The sequence below is a fragment of the Cryobacterium sp. Y50 genome (assembly GCF_002929805.1).
Taxonomy (GTDB): Bacteria; Actinomycetota; Actinomycetes; order Actinomycetales; family Microbacteriaceae; genus Cryobacterium.
In genome coordinates, this window is the sequence record NZ_PJJM01000088.1 from 37,739 (window position 1) to 62,420 (window position 24,682).

Below are 24,682 nucleotides of genomic sequence, written 5' to 3' on the forward strand. Positions count from 1 at the left end.
ATCACGGCAGCAGGCGCGTGGGGCTGAGTCCCACGAAGGTGCGGTCGTCTTTCTGGAAGAAGTCGTTTCCTTTGTCGTCGACCACCAGGAAGGCGGGAAAGTTCTCGACCTCCACGCGGAAGACGGCTTCCATGCCGAGCTCGGCGTAGTCGATGACCTCGACCGAGCGGATGCAGTCCTGCGCCAGCCACGCGGCCGGGCCGCCAACTGAGCCGAGGTAGAACCCGCCGTTGGCCTGGCAGGAGGCGGTGACTGCGGCGGAGCGGTTACCCTTGGCGAGCATCACCAGCGAGGCCCCGAGCGCCTGAAATTCGGCCACGTAGCCGTCCATGCGGCCGGCCGTCGTTGGCCCAAACGACCCCGACGGCATTCCCTCCGGCGTCTTGGCTGGGCCGGCGTAATAGATGGGGTGTTTGAGTAGGTAGTCGGGCACGCCCTCGCCGCGCGCAATCCGCTCGCGAATCTTCGCGTGCACGATGTCGCGACCCACGATGAGTGTGCCCGTAAGTGAGAGCCGCATGCTCACCGTGCAGGCACTGAGCTGGGCGCGAATCTCCGCCATGGGCACAGTGAGGTCGATGGCAACGGATGCCGACGCATCCGTTATTTCTGCCAGCCCGGTACTCGGGATGAACCGGGCCGGGTCGCGTTCGAGTTCTTCGAGGAACACCCCCTCCGGGGTGATACGGCCGAGCACCTGACGGTCGGCCGAGCATGACACCGCGATCGCAATGGGCAGCGAGCCGCCGTGGCGAGGCAGACGCACCACCCGCACGTCGTGGCAGAAGTACTTTCCGCCGAACTGGGCGCCGAAACCGAGCTGGGTCGTGAGCTCGAACACCTTCTGCTCGAAGTCTTGGTCGCGATAGCCGTGTCCAGCGTCGCTGCCCTGCTCGGGCAGGGTGTCGAGGTAGTGGGCCGAGGCGAGCTTGGCGGTTTTCAGGGCGAATTCTGCGCTGGTTCCGCCGATCACGATGGCGAGATGGTAGGGCGGGCAGGCTGCGGTTCCGATGCTTTCGATCTTCGCCTTCAGGAACTCGAGCATTCTCTTTTCGTCGAGGATCGACTTGGTCTCCTGATACAGGAAGGACTTGTTGGCGCTGCCGCCACCCTTCGCCATGAAGAGAAACTCGTACTCCAGCCCCTGCCCGAGGCCGATCTCGATCTGCGCGGGCAGGTTGTTCTGCGTATTCGCCTCGGTCCACATATCGACCGGGGACATCTGGGAGTAGCGCAGGTTGAGGTCCTGGTACGCCTGATAGACGCCGTGGCTGAGGCTGCGAGCATCCGTTCCGTCGGTCTGGATGCGGTGGCCCCGCTTGGCGGAGATGATGGCCGTTCCGGTGTCCTGGCACATGGGCAGCACTCCGCCGGAGGCGACGTTGGCGTTCTGCAGCAGGTCGAGTGCCACATATCGGTCGTTCGCCGAGGACTCTGGGTCGTCGATAATACGGCGCAGCTGGGCCAGGTGGGTGGGACGCAGAAAGTGGGCCAGGTCGCGAAAGGCCGCATCGGCGAGGGCCTCGATCGCGGACTGGTCTACCTCGAGCACGGCCTCCTCTCCACTGCCGCGCACCCTGTAGCCGGCCACGTCGAGGCGGCGCATCGGGGTGTCGGTGGGGCCGAGCGGCAACTGGTCGACATAGCTGAACTCAGCCATCACAGCACGCCCGCGCCGGTGAGCTCGTCGATGGCTGCGGCGCTGTAGCCGAGGGCCCCAAGGATAGACCGGGTGTCGGCACCCACGTCGGGCACCCGGTCCATACGCACGGCCTGCCCCACCACGGTCACGGCCGGGAGCAAAGCCCGCACCGGTCCAGCCGAAGTCTCGACGGTGCGCCAGCGGTTTCGCGCGCTGAGCTGCGGGTGGGTGAGGACGTCTTTCACCTCGCGCTGACGTGCAAACGCCACCGTTGACTCGGCGAGGCGGCGTTCCATCTCCGGACCATCGTGGACGGCAAAGACCGCATCGACCACGGCATGCAGCTCGGTGCGGTGCGTCAAGCGCACACTGCTGGTGGCGAAGCGCTCGTCGTTAATCAGATCCGGTCGTTCCAGTACACCGGTGCAGAACGACGCCCACTCGCGGTCGTTCTGCACCGAGAGCACGACGTCCACGCCGTCTCCGGCCCGGAACGTGCCGTAGGGGGCGATCGAGGCATGGCTGGTGCCGGCACGGGCCGGAGCGGTTCCGCCGTATTCGGTGTAGTAGAGGGGAAAGCCCATCCACTCGACCACGGAATCGAAGAGGCTCACCTCGACCTCTGACCCTTCACCGGTGCGCTCGCGGTGAAACAGGGCGGTGAGAATTCCGGAGAGGGCGTACATGCCAGCGCCAATATCCGCCGTAGGAATACCAGTCTTGGCGGGAGCCTCCGCGGTGCCCGTGATCGCCACGAGTCCGGCCTCGCTTTGAATCAGCAGGTCATAGGCCTTGGCGTCTCGGTACGGGCCACTACTGCCATATCCGCTGATGGAACAGGTAATCAGGGTCGGGTAGCGCTCGCGCAATTCGGCGGCGCCGAGACCGAGGCGAGCCGCCGCATCCGGTGCCAGATTCTGCACGAAGACGTCGGCGGTGGCAAGCAGCTCGTGCATAATCGCCAGGGCCTCTGGCCGTTTCAGGTCGAGGGCGAGACTCTCCTTGTTGCGGTTGAGCCAGACGAAGTGGCTGGAGAGCCCGTTCACCGTCTCGTCGTAGCCGCGGGCGAAATCGCCTGTGCCTGGACGTTCGATCTTGATCACTCTGGCGCCCTGGTCGGCGAGGTGTCGGGTGGCCAGGGGTGCAGCTACGGCGTGTTCGCAGGAGATCACCGTGATGCCCTCGAGGGGCAGAGTCTGGGACATATTCAACCTTCAACACTGACGATAAAATGCATGATTCTCTAAACAATGTATCATTTTGAAACGGAGGCATCTACCCCTCGTCCAGTGGATGCGGTTCGGATAGAGTGAGGCCTTTGACCGCCACCCCGCGAAAAATGCAAGGAAATCCGATGGGAATAACCGAGGCGCCCCCCACAAAGCGGGATCAGATCGTCGACGAACTGCGACGCCTGATTCTCAGCGGCAATCTGCCCCGCGGCGCGAAGCTGCCCCAAGATGAACTAGCCCGCCAGTTCAGCAGCAGCATCACCCCGGTGCGCGAGGCCCTGCGCGCCCTCGAAGCCGAGAACCTCGTGGTGAGCGAACCTCGGCGCGGAGTTCGGGTAGCCGGTATCAATTTCGAGCGGGCCAAAGCGACTTATATTATTCGCCGGCTCACCGAGAGCTACGCTATGCGGCGTGCGGCTATCCGACTCTCCCCGCTCGAACTGCGCCAGGCCGAAGTGCTGCTCGACGAGCTGAACGCGGCCACCGCCCGCCACGATTCGGATGCCGTCCGCCAATTGAATAAGCGCTTCCACTTCTTCTTCTACGAGCGCTGCGGCATTCCCAGCCTGGTCGAAGAGATCGATGCTCTCTGGAGAGTATTCCCGTGGGACTTGCTGCTCGACTCCCCCGAACCGGCCGAAGACTCCGAGGCCGAGCACCGAGCGATGCTCGAAGCCGTGCGCGCCGGAGACGCCGAAGCGGCGGGGCTGGCCCTCGAGCATCACGTGTCGCGCAGCTTCATTGCGCTGAACGCGCGCTACACCGGCAAGCCGCCCGCCGACCCTTTCGACATCGCCAACGACTGACGCGCGGTTCGTTGGCCAGGGCGACGGATGCCGTACGTTGTGCTGGGCGCACCGCCCGGACACGTTCACGCTTGCGCGGCCTCTGCCCCACGGCGGGCGAGGATGCGCTCGGCCCGTACGGTGACCGGGCGGTCGATCATCTGTCCGTTCACCTGAGCTGCACCCCCGGTGGCGCCGATCACGCTGCGTGCCCAGTCGATCTCGGCCGGCGTGGGGCGGAACGCGGCCGCCACCGGTTCGAGCTGGGCGGGGTGAATGCAGAGCTTGCCGCCGAAGCCGAACTGCCGGGCGAGGGCAGCCGAATCGGTCACTGCCCCGGTGTCACTAATTTGCACGCTCGGCGAGTCAAGCGGCGCTTCGAGGCCGGCCGCGCGCGAGGCGACGACGATAGCCGACCGGGCGTAGTCGAGCACGCGGTCGCCAGCACCGGCGTTGATATCGAGGGCGTAGTCGATGGCGCCGAAGGCCAACCGAGTCACGCCCGGCACCCGGGCCAGCTCGGGCGCGTTCTGCACGCCGGCGGCGGACTCAATCAGCGCCACGAGCGCGAGCGGCGGTCCGGCAACCCCGGCAAACGCGGCCGCGACCTCGCGGAGCAGTTCGGGGTTTTCGGCCTTGGGCACGACGAGACCGAGCAACCCGTGGCCGGGCCGCGCGGCGAGGTCACGGAGAGCTGCGAGCTCCGCGGGCAAGCTCACAGCCCCCGCGGCGTTGACGCGCACGAGGGCGCGAACCGGGTCGGGGCCGGCGGCAAGGTGCTCGAGGATGGCAACCAGGGCATCCGCTTTAAACTCGGACGCGACGGCGTCTTCAAGGTCGATAATCACGACGTCGGCCGCTGAACCGGTGGCCTTGCGAAAGCGCTCTGGCCGGTCGCCGGGCACGAACAGGGCGGTCACGACGCTGGCCGTGGTGGTACGGGACATGGTGTCTCCTGGCTTGATCGGCACGAGATCGGTGACGCTCAGTATGAGCGGGGCAGGCCGAGCACCTTGGTGGCCACGAAACTCTTGATGAGGTTATTGCTCACCGGAGCGGTCTGGAACATGCGTGTCTCGCGAAACTTGCGCTCCACGTCGTACTCGTCCACGAAGCCGTAGCCGCCGTGGGTGTCGAGGCACGCATTGGCAGCGGCCCAGCTGGCCTCCGAGGAGAGGTGCTTGGCCATGTTGGCCTCGGCGCCACACGGCGCGCCAGCGTCGAAGAGGCGGGCTGCTTCGTAACGCATCAGGTCGGCCGCACGTACCTTCATGTAGGCGTCGGCAATGGGAAACTGCACGCCCTGGTTGCTGCCGATCGGGCGGCCGAAGACCTCGCGGCTGTTCGCATAAGCGCTGGCTCGGGCACTGAACCAGTAGCCGTCGCCGATGGCCTCGGCCGACAGCAGAATGCGCTCGGCGTTCCAGCCGTCCAGTACGTAGCGGAAACCGCGGTCGACTTCGCCGATCACCGCGCTTTTGGGCACCCGCATGCCGCGGTAGTGCACCTGGTTGGTGGCGTAGTTGAACATTGTGCGCACTGGGATGGTTTCAAGAGTGTGCGGCTGCTCGGCACGAACCTTGCGCAGGTCGACGAGGAACAGGGTGAGGCCCACGGTCTTGTCGGCGCCCCGGTCGCTCGTGCGGGCCAGCACCATGGCCAGGTCGGAGTCGTTGATGCGGCTGGTCCAGTTCTTGTGGCCGGTGATCACGAAATCATCGCCATCGGCCTCGGCGCGGGTGCGGATGCTCGTGGTGTCCAGGCCAGCGACATCCTCGGTGACCGAGAACGCCTGCAGGCGCAGCCGGCCGGCCGCGATTTCCGGCAGATATATGGCCTTCTGGGCTGCTGTGCCGTGGCGTAGTAGCGCGCCCATGATGTACATCTGGGCGTGACAGGCGGCGGAATGACCGCCGGAGCGGTTGATCTCCTCCATGATCACGCTGGCCTGGGTGAGGGAGTAGCCGAGGCCGCCGTACTCGGTGGGGATGAGGGCGCTGAGCAGGCGGGCTCGGGTGAGGGTCTCCACGAATTCCTGCGGGTAGCTGCGGTCGCGGTCGCTCTGGCGCCAATACTCATCAGGGAAGCCGGCGCAGAGGTCCCTGGTGAACTGTCGGATCTCCTGCACCGAGAGCGTGGCCGAAGCCTGCGGAGTGGCCGGTGCAATGTCGAGCAGGTTTGGCATGAGAGCTCCTTAACGAGTGCTGGACGAACGGATCGATACGAGACTACATAATATATTATCGACACACTAGCCCCGTTTATGTCCGCGGGTTCCACTTGACTTTGCCTTATTCTTCGCGGAAACTGGCCACCGGCAGACAATATATTCTGCGCACGAGGAGACCCACTCATGACCGAGCACACCCTGTCCCGCGATTCCACCGACCGCGTCGTCGCGGGATGGACCGGACGCCTCTGGGAAGACTTCGCCGTCGGCGATATCTACTACCACCCGCTGGGCAAGACCGTCACCGAGGGTGACAATCAAATGTTCACGTTGATGACGCAAAACGTGGCCAAGACGCACATCGACAGCAACTTCGCGCTGCGCACGGAGTACAAGCTACCGCTCGTGAACTCCACCTTCATCCTCGCGCTCGTTACCGGGCAGTCCACCATCGACCTGTCGATGAACGTCTTCGCCAACCTCGGCTGGGACAAGGTACGCATGCCCAGCCCGGTCTTCGAGGGCGACACCATCTACTCGCGCTCCAAGGTGCTGGCCACCCGGGCCTCGAAGTCGCGTCCCACCCTGGGCCTCGTGACCGTGGCGACCGAGGGGTACAACCAGAACAGTGTCATCGTGATGAGCTACCAGCGCACGTTCATGGTCTACCGCGAGGGGCACCTGCCCGACTTGGAGGACACCCGCCCGAACGAGGCGAGCCTGCCTGCGACGTTCGAAAAGAGCTAGAGGATGGGCGCATTGCCGTTGGCCGGGCTTACGGTCGTCTCCCTTGAGCAAGCCGTCGCCGCGCCGTTCGCTACCCGGCAGCTCGCCGACCTCGGCGCGCGGGTGATCAAGGTGGAGCGGGACACCGGCGATTTCGCCCGAGGTTACGACGAGACCGTGCACGGCATGTCGAGCTACTTCGTGTGGCTCAACCGCAGTAAGGAAAGCATCGTGCTCGACCTGAAGAGCGACTCGGGCCTGGCCGTGCTGCGAGAAATGGTCAGCCGCGCCGACGTGCTGGTGCAAAATCTCGCACCGGGGGCTGTGGAACGGCTCGGTCTCGGACCCGACGATGCCCTCGCCTTCAACCCGCGGCTCATCCACGCGTCTATCTCGGGCTACGGCCGCGGCGGCAGCTATGAGCAGAAGAAAGCCTACGACCTGCTCGTGCAGTGCGAAGCCGGCTTGCTGAGCGTCACTGGCACACCCGAGGACCCTGCTAAGGTCGGCGTCTCCATCGCGGATATCTGCGCCGGCATGTACACCTTCTCGGGAATCCTCACCTCGCTGCTGCAGCGCGCCACGACCGGGCGCGGCGACGTGCTCGAGGTATCGATGCTCGAGGCGCTCGGCGAGTGGATGCACCAGCCTTACTTCTTCGCCGAGTACGGCGGTACTCCCCCGCAGCGCAACGGCGCACAGCACGCGTCGATCGCGCCCTACGGCCCGTTCGATACCGCGGACGGCACGGTCTTCTTCGGTATCCAGAACGAGCGAGAATGGGCGACGTTCTGCACGGATGTGCTGGGCCGCCCCCTTCTCGGGATGCAGCCGGATTTTCGGGGCAACGCCCTGCGGGTGCAAAACCGGCCAGCGCTGCACGCGGTGATCCTCGATGTGCTCAGCGCCCTCACCTCCGTGGAGGTGCTCGCTCGACTGGACCGCGCGAACATCGCCAACGCGCAACTGCGCAGCATGCACGATTTTTCGGCGCACCCGCAGCTGGCCGAACGCGGGCGATGGCAGAATGTCGACTCACCGGTGGGGCCGGTGCGCAGCCTGATTCCGCCGGTGACGAGCCGTGAGACCGGGTTTCGCATGGACCCGGTGCCGGCGATCGGGCAGCACACCGAGCAGATCCTGGCTGAGCTCGGGCTCACGCTGTAGCTGCGCTGCCGTAAATTAGGAGTTATCCTGCCCGAGAAAGGACCCGCGATGGCCTCCCGCCGCCCTTCGACGCGCGCCCGCCCCCAGCTGAGCGATGAGGCCTCGGGCTACGTGCGCGGCATGATCATGTCCGGTGAGCTGCCGCCCGGCACGGCCGTGCGCGCCGAGACCATCGGCGCGGCACTGGGCATCTCCACCACACCGGCGCGCGAGGCGCTGCAGGCGTTGCGGGTAGAGGGATTTCTGGAGCTGGTGCCGCGGCGCGGATTCCAGGTGGCTGTGCTTACCGGGCAAGACGTGCGAGACCTCTTCACCGTGCAAGCGTTGATCGCCGGCGAACTCGCCGCCCGGGCCGCCGTGGCCGCCACTCCCGAGGATCTCTCCGAGCTCGAAGCGCTGCATCACGAACTGATCGCAGCCTCCGCGCGCGGCAACCTTGAGCTGCTCGAGGAGAAAAATCACGCTTTCCACCGGGAGATCAACCTGATCGCCGGTGCGCCCAAGATCATCTGGGCGCTCGGCTTGATGACGCGGTATGTGCCCCGGAAGTTCTATTCCAGCATTGCGGGCTGGCCCGAGGCCACTGCGAACGATCACGCCCAGCTGCTGGCGGACATCCGTTCCCATGACGCACAGGCCTCACGTGTGGACATGCAGGCGCACGTCGAGCACGCCGGCGAGCTGCTCGCCGTACACTTCGACGAGCGAACAAGCGCGGCGGCAGTTGACGTGACAGCTGGGCCGCCCGACTGAGTCGGGTGGCCCAGACGTCAACTTAGAGCGCGAAGGTCGAGAGCTGCGGTACAAAGGTCACGATGACCAGGGCGATCAACAACACGCCGACGCTCGGCAGAGCCGCCTTCGCAACTCGGAGGATGTTCATTCCCGTGAGCCCACTCGCGACAAACAGGTTGAGTCCGAGCGGTGGAGTCATCATGCCGATCTCCAGGTTGAGTACCATGATGATGCCGAAGTGGATCGGGTCGACGCCGAGTTCCATCGCCACCGGCAGCAGCACCGGGGCGAGGATGAGGATGGCGCTCGAGGTCTCCATGAACATGCCCACTACGATGAGCAGCAGGTTCACGATGAGCAGGAACATCACGGGGGTGAGATTTGATCCCAGCAGCGCCTCGCTCACCTGACCTGGGATGCGCTCGGCCGTGAGCACGAAGGAGAACAGGATTCCGGAGGCCACAATGAACATGATCATCGACGAGGTACGCGCGGAGCCCATGAGAATCGAGACCAGGTCCTTCACCTTAATCTCCCGGTAAACGAAGATCGACACCACGAGGGCGTAGAAGACGGCCATGGCCGCCGCCTCGGTCGGGGTGAAGAAGCCCGCGTAGATGCCGCCAAGCACGAAAACCGGCAGGAACAGGCTCAGCGCAGCGTCGCGCAGAGCACGGAACCGCTCCCCGTTAGTCATGCGGATCGCGTTCTCGCCCATGCCGTACTTGCGGCGGCGCGAGATGACCACGGCCAGGATCAGCAGCCCGATGCCGGCCATGATGCCCGGTCCGATGCCTGCCACGAACAGGTCGCCGATGGACTGCTCAGTCGAGATGCCGTAGACGATCAGCGGGATCGACGGCGGGATCAGGATACCTAGCGAGCCCGAGGTGGTGACCAGGCCTGTGGAGAAGTCTTTGCCGTACCCGTTCTTGATCATCGCCGGGATGATCAGCGTTCCGACAGCGACCACGGTGGCCGGGCTGGATCCGCTGATCGCGGCGAAAAACATGCAGGCCAGCACGGCGGTCATGGCGAGTCCGCCACGGAAATGGCCGACCAGCGCGTTGGACGCGTTAATGAGCCGCTTACTGATGCCGCCCCTGCTCATTAGGTTGGCCGCCAACACGAAGAACGGTATGGCCATCAACGGGAAGGTATTGAGCGAGTTGAACAGCCGCTCCGGCACCTGGGTAAGCGGGATGCTGGTGAAGAAATAAAAGTAGAGGAACGACGTTAGCCCCATGGCCACAGCGATGGGCGTCGAGGTGAGCAGCAGGCCGAAGAGCAGAATGAGCAAGACGAGCAGGCCTTCGATCACAGTGTTCCCTCATCCTTCGTCATACCGGCCTCTTCTTCGGCGCGCTGGAATTCACTCTTGTCGCCGTCGACGGATGCTGACAGGCCGCGAATGAGACGTACCAGGATTTCCACGGCACGCAGCAGCATAAGCGTGAAGCCCAGTGGCACCGCTAACTCGACCACCCAGAGCGGAAGTTTAAGCGTGGGTGTCACGGTCGCCACTGAGAACGGCTCGAACAGCAGCAACCAGGCGAAATAGCCCACGATGGCGAGGTAGACGATGGTGACCAGGATGCCGAGAATGTCCATGCGGCGTCGGCCGATCTTGCCGAGGAACGGTTCGAAGACCTTGACGGCGATGTGCTCGTTGTAGCGCAGTGTCACGACGGCGCCGAGGAAGGTGGAGTAGATGATGAGATAAATGACCGTCTCCTCACTCCACCAGAGATGGATGTTAAAGATCGACCTGAGTAGCACCTGGGCGATGGCGACGAGCGCCGCGACAGCGAGGCAAGTGCAGACCAGGAAGTTCTCCACCCGAGTCAGGACGGAACTGAATCGAAGAATGGGGAGTCCTTACGTTGGAAGGGCAGCACGACGAAACCCGTGCCGACGGGGAAAACGAGGGCGGTGGCTAGTCGCGGTTGGCGAGGAGTTCTGCGATGATCTCTGGGCCCAGCACTTCGGAGTACTCTTCCCAGACGCTTGGGATTACCGTTGCCATCAGGGCATCGCGCTCCGCGTCGGTCAGCTGAATGATCTCGGTGGATCCTTCGGCGATGATCGCCTGCTTGGCCTCTTCGTTCACCTCGGCCGCGATCTCCCGGTTGTAGACACTGGATTCGTCGACGGCGTCGAGAACGAGCTGCTGCAGGTCATCGGGCAGCGACTCGAAGAAGTCATTGTTGATAGCCGGAATGTAGCCGATGTAGCCGTGGTTGGACTCGGTGATGAAGTCCTGAACCGTGTGCATGCTCTGCGTTTCCATGTTCGACCAGGTGTTCTCCTGACCGTTAATGACGCCCTGTTCAAGCGCGCTGTAGACTTCGGCGAAGGCGAGGATCGAGGGGATGGCGTTCCAGGTTTCGAACTGACTCACCAGCACATCGGCCGGCTGGATGCGAAAGCTCAGCCCGGCCATGTCCGCTGCGGCTCGGATCGGAACGTTGGCCCCCATCTGTTTGAAGCCGTTGTCCCAGAGGCCGAGCGGCTTAATTTTCGCCGCGCGCAGGTCCTCGTTATCGAAGATCGCCTTGCCCACTACGGAGTCACGAGAGGCGATCTCTGCGATGTCCTCGCTGCTCTCAAACAGGAATGGCAGGTCGAGCAGCTGCAGCTGCGGGGCGAGAGTGGTGAACTTGGCACTCGCCGGGGCGATCATCTGGATGCTGTTGGACTGCAATGCCTGAAGCTCGTCCTTGTCGCCGTACAACGAAGAGTTGGGGTACAGCTCGACCTCGATGCGGCCATCCGAGGATGCTTCGAGGATCTCCTTGAATTTCTCGGCGGCGGCGCCCTTGGGCGTGTTCGTCGTCGTCACATGGGAGAAGCCGATCGTGTAGACCTTGTCCGCGTCTCCGCCTGATGCGCCAGACCCGCGGGCTGATGAACACGATCCGAGAACGAGGACGGCTCCGAGGGCGATGGCCGTGGCCCCGATCAGGCGGGATTTACGGGTATGTTGTTGCATTGTTTCTTCCTTATCGTCATTGATTAGGCGGTACGTGACGAGCGTTGCGTCAGGTTCATCCAGAACGACGCTACCAAAAAAAAATATGCTCTGAACCAAAATAATGCATTATTTTTATAACGAATGCATTGCTGCGGCTATCGAGTGGTGTGCGCCTGTCAGGCGTTCCCTGCTGTTTTGACAGCATCAGGTGAGGTTCCGCCCGTACCGACCTGGGCCAGAATCTTCGCTGGTGACGCAAGCGGAGGCATCCGCCGTGCGCGCGCTACGCTAACGTGTGCAACTTTCCCTCTGACTGGCCCTAGTGGGCGCCGGCGTGCTAATCAGCTTCACCCCCGGCGCCGGCGCGATCAACACCATGAACAACTCGCTCACCAGCGGATTTCGCCGCTCGATCTGGGGAATTTTTGGGCAGCAGGCTGCACTAATCGTGCACATCATCGTAGTGGCACTCGGCGTCGGGGTACTCGTGGCCGGCACACCCATACTCTTCAACGTCATCCGCTACGCCGGAGCCGCCTACCTGGTATTTCTGGGCATCCGCTTAATTCTGCAAAAACCCGACCCGTCTCGCGATACGACCGTGACGCTGACCCGGGAGCCAGCTCATTCTCAACCGCACCTTCGGCCTGCTATTCATATCCGTCGCCCTGCTGCTGGCGCTCGTGCACTGAGGCGGCTCAGGGCACCACGAGCGGGCGGCTTGCCCAGCCTGGGCGAGGCAGAATAGACAGATGAGCGACCCTGGCGATTTCGTGGATCGCACGCTGCAGTACGAGGCCACCTGGGAACGCGCAGCCGAGTCGCGGGCTCGGTTCGGGACCAAGCTTGAGTTCTACGGCGCCTCGGTCGGCGCCGTGCGCGGCACCATTCGTGATCTGGCCCGCCGGTGCAAGAACATGACGCACAATGAGGTAACGGCGCTGAGCTCTGAATTGTGGAAGGTTCCGGTCTTCGAGCGCCGCCTCGCCGCGATCGTGCTGCTGCAATCCAACGTGATCCGACTCGACAACACCGATCTCACCCGCATTGAGGGGTTTCTACGTGACGCGGTGCTGCCGGAACTGGTCGATCCGCTCACCCTCGACGTAGTGCTCCCCCTGGTGCGAGCGCTCAACGGGCCGAGTCGTTTGAGAGCGGATGCCACCCTCGAGCGTTGGACCCGCGACGGCGACCCCTGGCTGCGCCACGCCGCCAGCGGTGTTGCCGCGAGAATCACGCCATAGGTCCAGCCGAGTGCACGGATTCCCCAGACGTCGAAGACGATGGCGCAGCCGCCGCACCGCGGCGCACTTCGGCATCCACTGGCATCGGTTTTATGATTGAGGCCGAAAGTCATCATCTGCCTCTGACATTTTATGATTCCCCGAAGTCTTCTCGTGAAGTGCTGCACGCGCACAACGGATGCCGCCACCTACTGACGGCATCCGCTCAATTACTGCAGTTAGCGCGCGGAATAGCCGCCGTCGACCAGCAAAAACAAGACGAGCGCGGCAACCTCGGCGCTCGTGCCGAGGCGGCCCGTCGCGTGCTGGGCTTCGAGGGCAGAAATCGCCTCGGCGTTGAGCGAGGAACGCACCAGCGGAGTGTCGATGAAGCCAGGGCCGACGGCGTTGGTGCGCACGTTTCGGGCCGAGTATTCGAGCGCGGCGACCTTGGTCAGGCCGACGAGCGCGTGTTTGCTGGCCACGTACGCCGCGTTCTGGGCAATGCCGACGGACCCGAGCACGCTGCTCATGTTGACCACGGCACCGCCGCCGGCGGCGACCATCGCGGGCAGCTGATAGCGCATGCCGTAGAACACGCCGCTGAGGTCCACGCCGATGACGCGGTCCCAGGCGTCGATCTCGTAGTCGCCGATGTCGGCGGGGGCAGCGCCGATGCCCGCGTTATTCACGGCCAGGTGCAGGGCACCGTAGGTTGCCACGGCGAAGTCCACCGCGGCTTCTGACTCGGCGGCGATCGATGTGTTCTGCTGAAAGGCGGAGGCAGTTCCCTCGGCAGCGATGATCTCATCGGCGACGCGACGCGCTGCCTCGAGATTAATATCGGTGATCACAACGGATGCGCCCTCGCTCGCGAGTGCCTTGGCGATGGCCTCGCCAATGCCGCTTCCGCCGCCGGTGGCGATAGCGACCTTGTCAGTGAATGTACTCATGCCGTGCCTCCTTATTTCAGGCCGAAGCGCCTGCGACCGCGCAAACCACGCGGCGGTCAAAACTATCCCCTATCAAGAGAGTCCACGAGGGGCGCATGAGTTTGTAAACATCTGAGGGCAGGCGACCGGGGGCTAGGCTGCAACGTGTGAAATCTGCAGCGCTGTCCCCCGCCACGGAACGGCTGCCGGAACGTGCGGCCGTGATCGACCTCGACGCGATCAGGTACAACGTTCGCCACCTCGTTCAGCTTGTCGCCCCGGCCGGACTGATGGCGGTCGTTAAAGCGGATGCCTACGGCCACGGGATCCTCCCTGTCGCCCGCGCTGCGCTCGAGGCTGGAGCGCACTGGCTCGGCGTCGCGCACATTTCGGAGGCACTCCCGCTTCGAGCTGCGGCCATCCAGGTGCCGGTGCTGGCCTGGCTACACACCACGGACAGCGACTTTCACGCCGCAATCGCCGCGGACATTGATCTCGGATGCTCGGGCTGGGAGTTGCCGCTCATCGTCGCGGCCGCGCAGCAGCTGCGAAAGACCGCACGCATCCACTTGAAAATCGACACCGGTCTGGGCCGCAACGGCAGCACTCCCGAGGACTGGGCCAACCTCGTGCATCTCGCCCGTCGCGCTGAAATTACCGGCGACGTGACGGTCGTGGGAATCTTCTCGCACCTCGCGGTGGCCGACGAGCCTTGGCGCGTGGAGACCGACGAACAGATTGCGGCCTTCACGACGGCCGTGGCACAGGCGCAGGCAGCGGGGCTCCGACCGCTGGTACGACACCTCGCCAACAGTGCCGGCGTGCTGTCTCGCCCCGACACACACTTCGATCTGGTGCGCGCGGGACTGGCCATCTACGGCTTGTCGCCGTTTGCCGATCAGACCCCGACCGAACTCGGATTACGGCCGGCAATGACCCTGCGCACGCTGGTCTCAGTGTGCAAAGAAGTGCCCGCCGAGCAGGGCGTGTCTTATGGTCTCAACTACCGCACGGCCGCCCCGACCACGCTCGCTCTGATCCCGCTGGGCTACGCCGACGGCATTCCGCGCATCGCGACCGGAGGTCCGGTTCGAATCGACGGCGTGACCTATCCCGTGGTCGGGCGCATCGCCATGGACCAGATGGTCATCGACCTCGGCCAGGCCGGGCTCGTGGCCGCGGGCAGGTCGGTTATCGGAGCCGAAGCGGTGTTGTTCGGGCCGGGAGACGACGGCGAGGCATCCGTTGACGAATGGGCGGCGGCGGCTGGCACCATCAATTACGAGGTGGTCACCCGCATCAGCCCGCGCGTTCCCCGCGTCTACCGCAACGCCTGAGACCGCGCCAGGCCGCTACAGGCGGGGTCGGCCGGCCCAGCGGTCCGCTTTGAGGGCCAGGTGCAGTTCGAGACGAGTGCGCCCACCAAGTGGGTCAACACCCAGCAGAGAACGGATACGCCCCAGTCGGTTGTAAACGCTGGTTCGATGCAGGTGCAGGTGCTCGGCGACCTCGGCCACGGACCCGTCCTTGTCGTAGAGCAGCTCGAGCACGGGCAGCAGTTCCCCGTTACGATCGAGGTCCCGCAGCTCCGAGAACAGCGATGATTCGAACGCCGACACGTCTCGACCCTCGACGGCTAGAAATTGATAGACCCCCAGAGCACGAAACGAGACGAGCCTGCCCAGTTGGGTATCTACCCTGGCTGCCTGCACGGCGCTCCGCGCCTCGGTATAGGCGCTGGGCAACCCGCGCAGGTCGGTGAAGGGTTCGCTCAGCCCAAGCAGAGCGGGCGCCGCCAATTGGCCACCACGACGCGCAACTTCGAGCTCGAAACGTCGCAGGACCTCGGACTGGTCGAAGCCGTCGATCTCGTCGTGCAGCAGCAGAACGGCATGCGTTTCGGTGCCGGCCGAGAACAGCACGGTATCGATGCCGAGCGTGGCATGAAGTGCGGAGAGCCGGTGCAGCAGGCTACTCTCGGCGGGGTCGCGCTGGGCGGTGTCACCGTGCCCAAGCAGTGTGGCGAGCCGCCAGGGTCCGCGCCCGTACACGCACGGCCAACCACCCACCGCCACGACGGCATCGCGGTCGCCCAAACAGGCGGCGAGAAATTGCGCTTCACTGGCGATACGCCCGTCAGGATCCGCGTTCGAGCGGTTGAGAAGCATCTCCGCGAGGGCGTCCAGCTCCGAACGGATGATGCGCAACTCACGCAGAATCGACTCCGGCGTCTGCTCGTCGTCGAGCTGGAGGATCCACAGATAGCCCACCCGGAATCCACGCGCCAGCAGCGGCACGCACACGCGGCCTAGCATTCCAAGATCGGCATTGGCCGGAACGGGAACCGGTTTTACCGCTGTGGCGATACCATGGCTCAGCTGCCAAGCGCTGACGTCGGGCGGAACGAGCTTGCTCAGCAGAAAATTCGTGCGCACACGGTCAGCCGTAGGTCGATGCGCGCTATACGCCAGCAGCCCGCCGTCGAGGTCTTCCAGCGAGAGAGCACGGCCCAGATGCGCGGCGATAATGACTACCGCCTGGTCGATATCGGCCGCTTCCATAGCTTCAATTCTACGGAGCCGTGTGGACGTCTGGCGACAATCAACGAGCCGTGACGCTACAAATGTCGAGTCGGCCACGGGATGGCTGCCGGGTGGGACACACCGGGCTCCGACGTTGGCAGCGAAGAATCCCTGAAAAAGCGGCAAATTCGGGGTGGTGAGGCGTGCTGCGGCGCAGCCCGCGGCATCCGCTGCCCGTCTGTCGAGCGGGAGAGCCGCGAAAACCCGGGTTTATCGTTTTCACGCCGACCAAAGTCGATCGGCATGCGCCTACCAGGAACAGGAGTTCCCCATGATCATTGGTGTTCCCACCGAAGTTAAAAACAACGAATTCCGAGTGGCTATCACCGCCGCCGGAGTACACGAAGCCAAGCTGCACGGCCACGCCGTGCTGGTGCAGGCCGGCGCCGGTATCGCCTCCGGCTTCGCCGACGCCGACTACGAGGCTGCCGGTGCCGTGATCGTCGAGACCGCCTTCGAGGTGTGGGCAAGCGCCGACATGATCCTCAAGGTGAAAGAGCCGATCACCGCCGAGTACGCATATTTTCGTGAGGGCCTGATCCTCTTCACCTACCTGCACCTCGCCGCAGAGCCCGCCCTCGCCGACGCGCTGCTCGAAGCGGGCGTCACCGCCATCGCCTACGAGACCGTGCAGAAGGCCGACCGTTCGCTACCTCTGCTCGCACCGATGAGCGAGGTCGCCGGACGCCTGGCCGTTCAGGTCGGCGCCGCATCGATGACCCGTCCCGGCGGCGGCCCCGGCATTCTGATGGGCGGCGTACCCGGAGTGCGCGCCGCCAAGGTGACCGTCATCGGCGCCGGCGTCGCAGGCTCCAACGCCGCCGCCATGGCGCTCGGCATGGGCGCGGACGTCACCATCCTGGACATCAACATTGACCGCCTACGCGAGCTCGACGCCCTGTACGCCGGACGTCTCAAGACCATCGCATCGAACGCCTACGAGATCGACCACTCCGTGACCGAGGCCGACCTCGTGATCGGCTCCGTGCTGATCCCCGGAGCCAAAGCCCCCAAGCTCGTCACCAACGAACTCGTGTCGCGCATGAAGCCGGGCTCCGTGCTAGTCGACATCGCCGTGGACCAGGGGGGTTGCTTTGAAGACACCCACGCCACCACCCACGAGGACCCCACCTTCCCCGTGCACGGCTCGATCTTCTACTGCGTCGCCAACATGCCCGGCGCCGTTCCGCAGACCTCGACCCTCGCGCTGACGAACGTCACCCTGCCCTACGCCCTGTCAATCGCCGACCGGGGCGTGCGCGCCGCGTTCGAGCGTGACGCCGCCCTCGCCGGCGGTCTGAACATCGCCGCCGGAAAGATCGCGAACCGCTCGGTGAGCGTCGCCCTCAACCTGCCGCTCGCGGACTGGACCAACCTGGTCAGTCAGATTGAACCCGCGCTGGTCTGATAGCACTGTTTTCGAAGCGCTCTAGCAGCGCTGTTCTAAAGTGCTGCTCTAGCAGCGCTACGTAGCGGATGCCGGTCGCAGGCTTATCGGCCGGCCCCGGCATCTGCTGCCCACCTTTTCTCAGAGCTCGAAAGACCCGACGCCCTGTCAATCGCCTGGACTACAAGGAAGTAACTCCGATGTCGCAATTGAAAACCAACACTCGACCCGCCCCGAACGCGCAACCACACCTGGCCCGATCACTGTCGAACCGTCATATCCAGCTGATCGCCATCGGGGGCGCGATCGGAACGGGCCTGTTCATGGGGTCAGGGAAGACTATCTCCCTCGCCGGGCCGTCCGTGATCTTCGTCTATATGATCATCGGCTTCATGCTGTTCTTCGTCATGCGGGCCATGGGCGAGTTGTTGCTCTCCAACCTCGACTACAAGTCATTCAGCGACTTCGCCGGTGATTTGCTCGGGCCGTGGGCCGGCTTCTTCACGAGCTGGACGTACTGGCTCTGCTGGATCGTGACCGCCATCGCTGAGCTGATCGCCATTGCGCTGTATACGAGCTTCTGGTGGCCAGATCTACCACTCTGGATACCGGCCCTCGGTGCCGTGTTGATTCTGCTTGGCTTCAACCTCACGAGCGTCAAGGCGTTCGGCGAGACCGAGTTCTGGTTCGCGCTGATCAAGATCGTCGCGATCGTCACGCTCATCATCGTGGGGCTCGTGATGGTGTTCACGAAGTTTCAGTCCCCCGGCGGCGCTGCGGCGAGTCTCAGCAACCTATGGAACGACGGTGGGATGTTTCCGACCGGTCCGATGGGGTTCATCGCCGGCTTCCAGCTCTCCGTGTTCGCGTTCCTCGGGGTCGAGCTCGTGGGCACGACGGCCGCCGAAGCGCAGCACCCGGAGAAGAACCTTCCCAAGGCCATCAACTCGATTCCCATTCGCATCATGCTGTTCTACGTTCTGGCCCTGATCGTGATCATGGCGGTCACTCCGTGGCGTGAGGTCACCGCCGATGTGAGCCCGTTCGTGGCGATGTTCGCCCTCGCGGGGCTCGGCGCAGCCGCGGCCGTGATCAACTTCGTCGTGCTCACAAGCGCGACATCCTCGGCGAATTCCGGGCTGTATTCCACATCGAGAATGCTCTTCGGCCTGTCGGTCGAGGGTACGGCACCGGGGCGTTTTCAACGCCTGAGCCGCCACCGGGTACCGGCCAACGCGCTGTTGTTCTCGTGCATGTTTCTGCTCGTATCCGCTGTTCTGCTGTATGCGAGCTCGTCGATCATCGCCGTGTTCACCGTGGTGACGACCATGGCGTCGGTACTGTTCATCTTCGTGTGGACCATCATCGTGGTGAGCTATATCGTGTACCGCAGGCGCCGCCCGGCAATGCACGCGGCCTCCAAGTTCAAAATGCCCGGCGGCGTATACATGTGTTACCTGCTGCTCGCGTTCTTCGTCTTCCTGATCTGGGCACTCACCCAGAAGGCCGACACCCTGCAGGCGCTGCTCGTGACGCCGGTGTGGTTCATCGGGCTTAGCGTCGTATGGCTGATCATTCGCCGTCGCCCCGAACTGGCTACCCATCAGGAACTTCACCGGGCCAGCGTGCAGGCCGATCGGTCCGCGGCACTCGCCTTCCGGAGCTGATACCGCCGGAGCGGGGTCGTCTTCCGTCAACGAAATCGCAGGGTCGGGCCACGCTCGAATGATCGGTACGCTGGCGGCATGGAGAACACCGAGAAACCGCAACCGCGCCGCGCCGTCGTGGCTGCTGCCGTGGGCTTCGCGGCCGTGGCCGCCTACGCGATTGTGGGGGCCCTGCAGATTCTGGTATGGAATCCGCTGGCGGCGGTTCCGGGGGTCACGCTCGGGAAGATCCGCGCTGAGATGGCGCGCGCGGATGAGTCACTCACTGCGAACTGGGTGCTCGCCTGGGGCGCGATCGGGATTGTACTCGCCACCGTCGTTCTGCTGGTTGCGATCGTGCGGATGAACAGTCGGGTCGGCCCGGTGGTCGCGGCCTACCTGGTGCTGTTGGTCTTTGCAGCTCCCGGACACTTCTTTGTGGGCTTCAGGCCCGGCATGTCGCTCGCTGACACCTTTCTGATTTCGGGCGAGGACCATGCCCCGTGGGGCATGGCGCTCTACGTCGTCAGCGCCGCCAGCCTGCTCGCTTTGATCGTGCTGATTATTCGGGCCGGGCGCTCCGCCACCGCTCGCGCCGTGAGGCACGGGTAGTCCGCATCTTTCGCTTGCCGCCTTCCGCCGTACCAAATTAGCCGGAGTTTCGCACTGTCGAAAGCTGTTGGAGCCGCCACAATCTGCTCGCGCAGCCAGCAAGCCACACACGCGAGCAGACTTCGGTCGCGCGGGAGCGCTGAACGTGCTCGTGCTCGTGCTCGTGCCAAAGCCGTATTGCGGCAGGATCAACGGATGAGCAATGCTGGCACCGTTGTGAATCGAACGGTGCACGTGCGAGGCGGTACCGTACCGGGCATCCGACGGGTAGTCCCACCTGAGGATTGAGCTCGACCTCTGTGGCACGGCTGCGGGGAACCGCCCGCGATGCTGCTCGGAAATCGTCCGTGCACAGCGTACTTGCACCCGAGACGAGACGCGATACCGCCTAAGTCACACCGAGGGTGCGGCGCCCAAAGGCGTCTAAAACTTTGGGGTGTTGTCGTAGTTCACTAACACGTCATCGAACTCGCTTACAATAGCAACCGCTTATTCACTTGGCCTCACTAACTTCATCCTTGAGACCCACCCATTGACGTCCGACGTGAGGCAACCAGACCAGTGCACGAGATGAGAATCCGTTGAATTCCGCCACGGCCGTGCTGGAACAGCCTCCTGCGGAAGCCGCGACGACGCGCACGGAGACTGTTCCGCCACCTCGCCGGCCACAACGTCGTCGCAATCGCAGACATGACTTTACTGGGTACGCCTTCGTCCTCCCCGCCCTGGCAATTCTGGTCGCCTTTTCGGTCTTTCCTATTCTTTATAGCTTCGTTCTGAGCGTCTTTTCGTGGGATATGCTCACCAGCGGTCCGCGGTTCGTGGGCCTGGACAATTATTCCGACTTGCTGACGAGCGGCGAGCTATATCGCAGCCTCAGCCTCACGGCGGTCTACACCATCATCACTGTTGGACCCTCGATGGCGCTCGGATTAATTTTTGCCGTTCTGCTCGACCAGAACATTAACGCGATCAGCGTTTACCGATCATTCTTTTTCGCTCCGTTAATGACATCGACCGTCGCCATATCTGTCGTCTGGCTGTGGATTTACCATCCGGACTACGGTCTGATGAATGAGGCGCTGGGATTCCTCGGTGCCAGTCCGGTGAAATGGCTGAATGATCCGAACACAGCTCTGCTGGCACTAGCGATCATGTCGGTCTGGAAGAACATCGGGTTCTGCGTCGTGCTGTATCTTGCAGGACTTCAAAGCATCGCCCCGAACGTCGTTGAGGCTGCCACTATGGACGGTGCTGGATTCTGGCGCGTGGTTCGGAGTATCAAGGTGCCATTACTCGGCCCGACGAGCTTTCTGCTGATTATTCTTCTGACGATCGATCAATTCCAGACCTTTGCGCAGGTCGACGTAATGACCCAGGGTGGGCCAGCGGGAGCGACAACCCTAATCGTTCCACTGCTCTGGGAGCACGCCTTCGAGCTTTTCCAGATGGGGTACGCGTCAGCTATTGCCGTAGTGCTCTTTGTTATCGTCATGCTGCTCACACTCGTGCAGATGTTCATCGTCGGACGCCGGGTGAATTACCAATGAGCGTCGTGTCGCAACTACTGCGCAGCGAACGGATGCTCCGCACGGCTCCAATCCAGATCCGCGGGCGACGCGCCCTCCACAGCCGAGCAACCCGTCTGACACGGCACGTGGTACTCATCGCGCTGTCGCTCGTGATGGCCTTCCCCTTTCTCTGGATGATCCTCACATCTCTGAAAGGCGCAGAGGAGGTCTTCGCTCAGCCGCTGTCATTTCTGCCAAGAACGCTCGAATGGGGCAATTATCTTGAGGCGTGGAACGCGGCGCCGTTCGGCACATTCTTCTTGAACAGCCTTATCATGTCCCTTGGCATCGTGCTCGCTCAGCTGATTACATGTTCACTCGCCGCATACGCTTTTGCGTTGATCGATTTTCGCGGGAGCCGGCTGTTGTTTCTCGTCGTGCTGGCCACCATGATGGTGCCCTTTGAGGCCACCATGATCCCGTCATATCTGGTGATCAATGGGCTCGGACTCCTGAATTCGTTCCTCGGACTAATTCTTCCGAGCGCTACCAGCGTCTTCGGAATCTTTCTGCTTCGTCAGTTCTTTCTGACTATTCCAAAAGACATCCTCGAGGCTGCGGCAATCGATGGATGTTCGCACTTTGGTACTTTTATGCGCATCGTCTTGCCGCTGTCGAAGCCAGTGCTCGCGACCTTGGCGCTCTTCTCCTTTCTCGGGGCGTGGAACAACTACCTCTGGCCGCTGCTGATCACGACCGAGACGTCGATGCGCACCGTACAGGTGGGACTCAAGTATCTGGTCGATGAGGAGATCGGCACTCAATGGCCGCAACTGATGGCTGCTTCGACTTTCGTGATCGTACCCGTGCTCGTACTCTTCCTCGTTCTGCAGCGGTTTTTCATCAAGGGTGTGATGCACACCGGAGATCACTGATGCCCTGCGCCCCGTCTACCAACTGCCTCACAACCCAGCACCAATCGATTGGCAAATAATGATTCGATCCCACCGCAAGTTCCGCCTGATCCGTTCTCTCGGAGTGATGGCCGTCGCAGCCCTGACCCTGACCTCGTGCGCAGCAACACCTACTGGCGAGGAATCCAAGACAGTTTCGATCGACTTTTGGACAACACAACAGGGCGAGTACAAAGACGAGCTCGCGGCATTCACTGCGCTCCATTCCGATATCACGGTCAACCCCTCATTTATGGGCGATTATGACGAGATGCAGCAGAAAGTGCTAGCCGGCATCGTCGGTGGAACCGTACCGCAGGTCGTTCAGTTGGGCCAGCGTTATGGCATCCCCCAGGTAGCTGACTCCGGCATGCTTCTCCCGATTGGGGACATCCTCGCTTCTGAAACGGTCGAGGATATCTTTCCGGCCTTCTTGGAACGCTTCACTTACAAAGAGAAGCTGTGGACCGTGCCATTCCAGAGCAGCACACCAGTTTTGTACTACAACAAGACGCTGTTTGACTCGAAGGGATTTGTGCCGCCGGAGACCTGGGACGAACTGGTCGCAACCGCGACGAACCTCACTACGCCGGATGTGTGGGGCTTCAATACAGCAGCCGACATTCCCTGGTACTTTCAGCCGATGACTTGGAACCGGGGCGGGGAACTTCTCGATAACGACGGTGAGGTCAACCTCGACTCAGCTGAAGCGATCGAAACCCTGACATCATTCCAAAACCTCGTCTACAACAGTAAAGCCATGCCACAAAACCAGCACGCAACAGCCAAGGAAGACTTCATCGGCGGACGGCTGGCGATGTTGTTCGCTTCGGGATCAGGACTAGCAGGTACTCAGGAGCAGGTCGGCGACGCATTTGAGGTCGGAGTTGCCTACATCCCCGGAATCGTCGACGGTCAGGCGCGGTCGGTTCCGATTGGCGGAAACAGTCTCGGCATTTTCGCCTCAAGTCCCGCGCAGGAAGAGGCGTCGGCGGAGTTGGTTGAGTTTTTGACGAATACCGAGAACTCTGCAGCGGGGAGTATCGCCTCCGGGTACATCGCCATCCGATCGTCGTCATTGGAACTTCCAAAATTTCAGAAGCACCTCGTGGAAAATCCAGAGTTCAAGGTGACCATCGACCAGTTGGAGTACCTGCGCGGACAGGGGATCAGCCCTGCTGATTCCCTCATCTGGAAGGGCATCATCGACGCGTTCGAGTCGATCGAGACGGATCCTGAGGCGGATGCCGCGGAGCTCCTGGGCGCGCTTCAAGTCGAAGTCTCCGACTACCTGGCAGACTATCGAAAATGATCATTTTAGCGCACCGCGGGGCATCCGGGCACGCCCCGGAGAATACGCTTTCTGCCTTCTATCGAGGCCTGGACCTCGGGGCTCACGGTGTTGAATTTGACCTTCGTCGTTCGAGTGACGGGGAGATCGTGGTGTTCCACGATCTCACAGTTGACCGCACTACTGACGGTCACGGTCCCCTAGCCGAGTACACCTGGCCCGAACTACGCCACCTTGACGCAGGAAGCTGGTTTTCGCCGCGATTCGCTGGGGAACGCATCGTACGATTTGTCGACCTTCTCTACGCGTTCGGCGGGCGTCAGATCCATCTGGCTGTTGAGCTGAAAGCGAACCACATTGAGGAGGATGTCTGGGCCATGATCACGGAGACCAGCCGACATGCGACCATTACCGTCACCTCCTTCGACTTGACAAATCTGAAGAGAATGCGTGAGGTATCTTCCGAGGTACGTCTCGGATATCTGACCAAGACGCTCGATGAGCGCACCGTGGCCCAGGCTAGATCGGTGAGTGCTGAGCAAATATGCCCCGATGCATCCGCTCTGAGTGTTGAGCAAATGCAAATGGCCCGCCACGCGGCTCTTGAAGTGCGCTGCTGGAACTCGCGGCCGGTGGGAGCGATGCAGAATGCAGCCGCTCTTGGGGCAGATGGGATGACTGTTGATTTTCCCGACAGACTGGTCGACTATCTGGCGACCCACGGTGGATCGGGAGAATGGCCCGGCCACGAGGCCGCGCTAACAGTACAAACCCGAGGGTAGCTGCTCGCTGCTGCAGGTAGGTCAGGGGGCAAAAGGACGGCCCGAAGGACCTTGCGGAGCGCATAGCGACCGCTGCCCTCTTCCGTCATCTCGCGCAGCGCGAGCGTCAGTCGACGACTTCGATTTGAGTGCGGATGTATTCCTTCTCACGATCGGAGAGTGTCGCCGGGCCTGGCTCGATAATCGAGTCACACAAGCGGGCGACTTCGGCCAGCGCCTTGGGACTCAAGGGGGCGTCCAAGTTCGCGAGGATCTCGTGCTTGAAGTCAATGTCAAGGTACGGCCACCAGCGATCGATTGGTGGCAGAACGATCTCACTCATGAGAATCTCC

At 62.8% G+C, this 24,682-nt stretch carries 23 protein-coding genes and 1 pseudogene; 14 read left to right on the forward strand and 10 right to left on the reverse strand.

Features of this window, described 5'->3' with window-relative positions:
* Position 1 precedes the first annotated feature (1 nt).
* Both CXY73_RS09430 and CXY73_RS09435 read right to left on the reverse strand, forming a co-directional pair.
* On the reverse strand, positions 2–1,660 hold the full coding sequence (locus CXY73_RS09430) for a FumA C-terminus/TtdB family hydratase beta subunit (protein ID WP_104177580.1): 1,659 nt from the start codon (positions 1,658–1,660) through the stop codon (positions 2–4).
* On the reverse strand, positions 1,660–2,847 hold the full coding sequence (locus CXY73_RS09435) for a CaiB/BaiF CoA-transferase family protein (protein WP_104177581.1): 1,188 nt from the start codon (positions 2,845–2,847) through the stop codon (positions 1,660–1,662). The genes CXY73_RS09430 and CXY73_RS09435 overlap by 1 nt, the downstream gene beginning before the upstream one ends.
* Positions 2,848–2,996: 149 nt before the next feature.
* On the opposite strand from CXY73_RS09435, the gene CXY73_RS09440 reads away from it, so the two are divergent.
* On the forward strand, positions 2,997–3,680 hold the full coding sequence (locus tag CXY73_RS09440) for a GntR family transcriptional regulator (RefSeq protein ID WP_158254091.1): 684 nt from the start codon (positions 2,997–2,999) through the stop codon (positions 3,678–3,680).
* A 65-nt stretch (positions 3,681–3,745) separates the two neighbouring features.
* On the opposite strand, the gene CXY73_RS09445 is transcribed toward CXY73_RS09440, so the two are convergent.
* Positions 3,746–4,606 carry a CoA ester lyase gene (locus CXY73_RS09445; protein ID WP_104135483.1) on the reverse strand — a complete coding sequence of 287 codons (861 nt, stop codon included), beginning with the start codon at positions 4,604–4,606 and terminating at the stop codon, positions 3,746–3,748.
* Between the two features lie 38 nt (positions 4,607–4,644).
* Positions 4,645–5,844, reverse strand: coding sequence for an acyl-CoA dehydrogenase family protein (locus tag CXY73_RS09450; RefSeq protein WP_104135484.1), 1,200 nt, complete (start codon positions 5,842–5,844; stop codon positions 4,645–4,647).
* A 168-nt stretch (positions 5,845–6,012) separates the two neighbouring features.
* On the opposite strand from CXY73_RS09450, the gene CXY73_RS09455 reads away from it, so the two are divergent.
* From CXY73_RS09455 to CXY73_RS09465, 3 genes are read left to right on the forward strand one after another with little or no spacing between them, the layout of a single operon-like run.
* The gene (locus CXY73_RS09455) at positions 6,013–6,576 is read left to right on the forward strand and encodes a MaoC family dehydratase (protein WP_104135485.1); all 564 of its coding nucleotides are present in this window, start codon (positions 6,013–6,015) and stop codon (positions 6,574–6,576) included.
* Between the two features lie 3 nt (positions 6,577–6,579).
* Entirely contained in the window at positions 6,580–7,722 is a 1,143-nt protein-coding gene (locus tag CXY73_RS09460; protein WP_104177583.1) for a CaiB/BaiF CoA-transferase family protein, read from the forward strand.
* Between the two features lie 48 nt (positions 7,723–7,770).
* The gene (locus CXY73_RS09465; RefSeq protein WP_104177584.1) at positions 7,771–8,475 is read left to right on the forward strand and encodes a GntR family transcriptional regulator; all 705 of its coding nucleotides are present in this window, start codon (positions 7,771–7,773) and stop codon (positions 8,473–8,475) included.
* A 22-nt stretch (positions 8,476–8,497) separates the two neighbouring features.
* Here the strand turns inward: CXY73_RS09465 and CXY73_RS09470 are convergent, their stop codons facing one another.
* The 3 genes from CXY73_RS09470 to CXY73_RS09480 form a co-directional block, all read right to left on the reverse strand.
* The gene (locus tag CXY73_RS09470; protein ID WP_104135488.1) at positions 8,498–9,778 is read right to left on the reverse strand and encodes a TRAP transporter large permease; all 1,281 of its coding nucleotides are present in this window, start codon (positions 9,776–9,778) and stop codon (positions 8,498–8,500) included.
* Complete coding sequence (locus CXY73_RS09475) at positions 9,775–10,296, reverse strand: TRAP transporter small permease (RefSeq protein WP_158253049.1); 522 nt, start codon at positions 10,294–10,296, stop codon at positions 9,775–9,777. The genes CXY73_RS09470 and CXY73_RS09475 overlap by 4 nt, the downstream gene beginning before the upstream one ends.
* Before the next feature lie 97 nt (positions 10,297–10,393).
* On the reverse strand, positions 10,394–11,449 hold the full coding sequence (locus tag CXY73_RS09480; RefSeq protein ID WP_104177585.1) for a DctP family TRAP transporter solute-binding subunit: 1,056 nt from the start codon (positions 11,447–11,449) through the stop codon (positions 10,394–10,396).
* A 295-nt stretch (positions 11,450–11,744) separates the two neighbouring features.
* On the opposite strand from CXY73_RS09480, the pseudogene CXY73_RS22780 reads away from it, so the two are divergent.
* Positions 11,745–12,062 (forward strand): annotated as a pseudogene (locus tag CXY73_RS22780) (LysE family translocator); the annotation flags it as partial.
* A 121-nt stretch (positions 12,063–12,183) separates the two neighbouring features.
* Entirely contained in the window at positions 12,184–12,675 is a 492-nt protein-coding gene (locus tag CXY73_RS09490) for a DNA alkylation repair protein (RefSeq protein WP_104177586.1), read from the forward strand.
* 218 nt (positions 12,676–12,893) lie between these two features.
* Here CXY73_RS09490 and CXY73_RS09495 read toward each other — a convergent pair whose 3' ends face one another.
* Positions 12,894–13,607: an SDR family NAD(P)-dependent oxidoreductase gene (locus tag CXY73_RS09495; RefSeq protein ID WP_104177587.1), complete on the reverse strand. Its 714-nt coding sequence runs from the start codon at positions 13,605–13,607 to the stop codon at positions 12,894–12,896.
* Positions 13,608–13,753: 146 nt separating this feature from the next.
* Between CXY73_RS09495 and alr the strand changes: the two genes are divergently transcribed.
* Positions 13,754–14,923, forward strand: coding sequence for an alanine racemase (gene alr, locus CXY73_RS09500; protein ID WP_233198247.1), 1,170 nt, complete (start codon positions 13,754–13,756; stop codon positions 14,921–14,923).
* 15 nt (positions 14,924–14,938) lie between these two features.
* Here alr and CXY73_RS09505 read toward each other — a convergent pair whose 3' ends face one another.
* Positions 14,939–16,147 carry a CdaR family transcriptional regulator gene (locus tag CXY73_RS09505; RefSeq protein ID WP_104177589.1) on the reverse strand — a complete coding sequence of 403 codons (1,209 nt, stop codon included), beginning with the start codon at positions 16,145–16,147 and terminating at the stop codon, positions 14,939–14,941.
* Between the two features lie 292 nt (positions 16,148–16,439).
* Between CXY73_RS09505 and ald the strand changes: the two genes are divergently transcribed.
* The 7 genes from ald to CXY73_RS09540 all read left to right on the forward strand — a co-directional run bounded on the left by ald (position 16,440) and on the right by CXY73_RS09540 (position 24,350).
* Entirely contained in the window at positions 16,440–17,576 is a 1,137-nt protein-coding gene (gene ald, locus CXY73_RS09510; protein WP_104177590.1) for an alanine dehydrogenase, read from the forward strand.
* Positions 17,577–17,755: 179 nt separating this feature from the next.
* Positions 17,756–19,222, forward strand: coding sequence for a D-serine/D-alanine/glycine transporter (cycA, locus tag CXY73_RS09515; protein ID WP_104177591.1), 1,467 nt, complete (start codon positions 17,756–17,758; stop codon positions 19,220–19,222).
* Positions 19,223–19,300: 78 nt separating this feature from the next.
* The gene (locus CXY73_RS09520) at positions 19,301–19,813 is read left to right on the forward strand and encodes a hypothetical protein (protein ID WP_104135497.1); all 513 of its coding nucleotides are present in this window, start codon (positions 19,301–19,303) and stop codon (positions 19,811–19,813) included.
* 581 nt (positions 19,814–20,394) lie between these two features.
* On the forward strand, positions 20,395–21,363 hold the full coding sequence (locus CXY73_RS09525; RefSeq protein ID WP_146071714.1) for a carbohydrate ABC transporter permease: 969 nt from the start codon (positions 20,395–20,397) through the stop codon (positions 21,361–21,363).
* Positions 21,360–22,259 (forward strand): carbohydrate ABC transporter permease, encoded by a 900-nt coding sequence (locus CXY73_RS09530; RefSeq protein WP_199185333.1) that lies wholly within the window; start codon positions 21,360–21,362, stop codon positions 22,257–22,259. The genes CXY73_RS09525 and CXY73_RS09530 overlap by 4 nt, the downstream gene beginning before the upstream one ends.
* Positions 22,260–22,365: 106 nt before the next feature.
* The gene (locus CXY73_RS09535) at positions 22,366–23,589 is read left to right on the forward strand and encodes an ABC transporter substrate-binding protein (protein ID WP_158254093.1); all 1,224 of its coding nucleotides are present in this window, start codon (positions 22,366–22,368) and stop codon (positions 23,587–23,589) included.
* Positions 23,586–24,350: a glycerophosphodiester phosphodiesterase family protein gene (locus tag CXY73_RS09540; protein WP_104177593.1), complete on the forward strand. Its 765-nt coding sequence runs from the start codon at positions 23,586–23,588 to the stop codon at positions 24,348–24,350. The genes CXY73_RS09535 and CXY73_RS09540 overlap by 4 nt, the downstream gene beginning before the upstream one ends.
* Before the next feature lie 106 nt (positions 24,351–24,456).
* Here CXY73_RS09540 and CXY73_RS09545 read toward each other — a convergent pair whose 3' ends face one another.
* Positions 24,457–24,672, reverse strand: a complete 216-nt coding sequence (locus CXY73_RS09545; RefSeq protein ID WP_146071715.1) for a hypothetical protein — start codon at positions 24,670–24,672, stop codon at positions 24,457–24,459.
* Between the last annotated feature and the right edge of the window lie 10 nt (positions 24,673–24,682).

What these genes read in the sequence shown, in the direction of transcription:
- CXY73_RS09430 (WP_104177580.1), bottom strand. Translation starts at nt 1,660, where the DNA reads ATGGCTGAGTTCAGCTATGTCGACCAGTTGCCGCTCGGCCCCACCGAC.
- CXY73_RS09435 (WP_104177581.1), bottom strand. Translation starts at nt 2,847, where the DNA reads ATGTCCCAGACTCTGCCCCTCGAGGGCATCACGGTGATCTCCTGCGAA.
- CXY73_RS09440 (WP_158254091.1), top strand. Translation starts at nt 2,997, where the DNA reads ATGGGAATAACCGAGGCGCCCCCCACAAAGCGGGATCAGATCGTCGAC.
- CXY73_RS09445 (WP_104135483.1), bottom strand. Translation starts at nt 4,606, where the DNA reads ATGTCCCGTACCACCACGGCCAGCGTCGTGACCGCCCTGTTCGTGCCC.
- CXY73_RS09450 (WP_104135484.1), bottom strand. Translation starts at nt 5,844, where the DNA reads ATGCCAAACCTGCTCGACATTGCACCGGCCACTCCGCAGGCTTCGGCC.
- CXY73_RS09455 (WP_104135485.1), top strand. Translation starts at nt 6,013, where the DNA reads ATGACCGAGCACACCCTGTCCCGCGATTCCACCGACCGCGTCGTCGCG.
- CXY73_RS09460 (WP_104177583.1), top strand. Translation starts at nt 6,580, where the DNA reads ATGGGCGCATTGCCGTTGGCCGGGCTTACGGTCGTCTCCCTTGAGCAA.
- CXY73_RS09465 (WP_104177584.1), top strand. Translation starts at nt 7,771, where the DNA reads ATGGCCTCCCGCCGCCCTTCGACGCGCGCCCGCCCCCAGCTGAGCGAT.
- CXY73_RS09480 (WP_104177585.1), bottom strand. Translation starts at nt 11,449, where the DNA reads ATGCAACAACATACCCGTAAATCCCGCCTGATCGGGGCCACGGCCATC.
- CXY73_RS09490 (WP_104177586.1), top strand. Translation starts at nt 12,184, where the DNA reads ATGAGCGACCCTGGCGATTTCGTGGATCGCACGCTGCAGTACGAGGCC.
- CXY73_RS09495 (WP_104177587.1), bottom strand. Translation starts at nt 13,607, where the DNA reads ATGAGTACATTCACTGACAAGGTCGCTATCGCCACCGGCGGCGGAAGC.
- CXY73_RS09505 (WP_104177589.1), bottom strand. Translation starts at nt 16,147, where the DNA reads ATGGAAGCGGCCGATATCGACCAGGCGGTAGTCATTATCGCCGCGCAT.
- ald (WP_104177590.1), top strand. Translation starts at nt 16,440, where the DNA reads ATGATCATTGGTGTTCCCACCGAAGTTAAAAACAACGAATTCCGAGTG.
- cycA (WP_104177591.1), top strand. Translation starts at nt 17,756, where the DNA reads ATGTCGCAATTGAAAACCAACACTCGACCCGCCCCGAACGCGCAACCA.
- CXY73_RS09520 (WP_104135497.1), top strand. Translation starts at nt 19,301, where the DNA reads ATGGAGAACACCGAGAAACCGCAACCGCGCCGCGCCGTCGTGGCTGCT.
- CXY73_RS09530 (WP_199185333.1), top strand. Translation starts at nt 21,360, where the DNA reads ATGAGCGTCGTGTCGCAACTACTGCGCAGCGAACGGATGCTCCGCACG.
- CXY73_RS09535 (WP_158254093.1), top strand. Translation starts at nt 22,366, where the DNA reads ATGGCCGTCGCAGCCCTGACCCTGACCTCGTGCGCAGCAACACCTACT.
- CXY73_RS09540 (WP_104177593.1), top strand. Translation starts at nt 23,586, where the DNA reads ATGATCATTTTAGCGCACCGCGGGGCATCCGGGCACGCCCCGGAGAAT.
- CXY73_RS09545 (WP_146071715.1), bottom strand. Translation starts at nt 24,672, where the DNA reads ATGAGTGAGATCGTTCTGCCACCAATCGATCGCTGGTGGCCGTACCTT.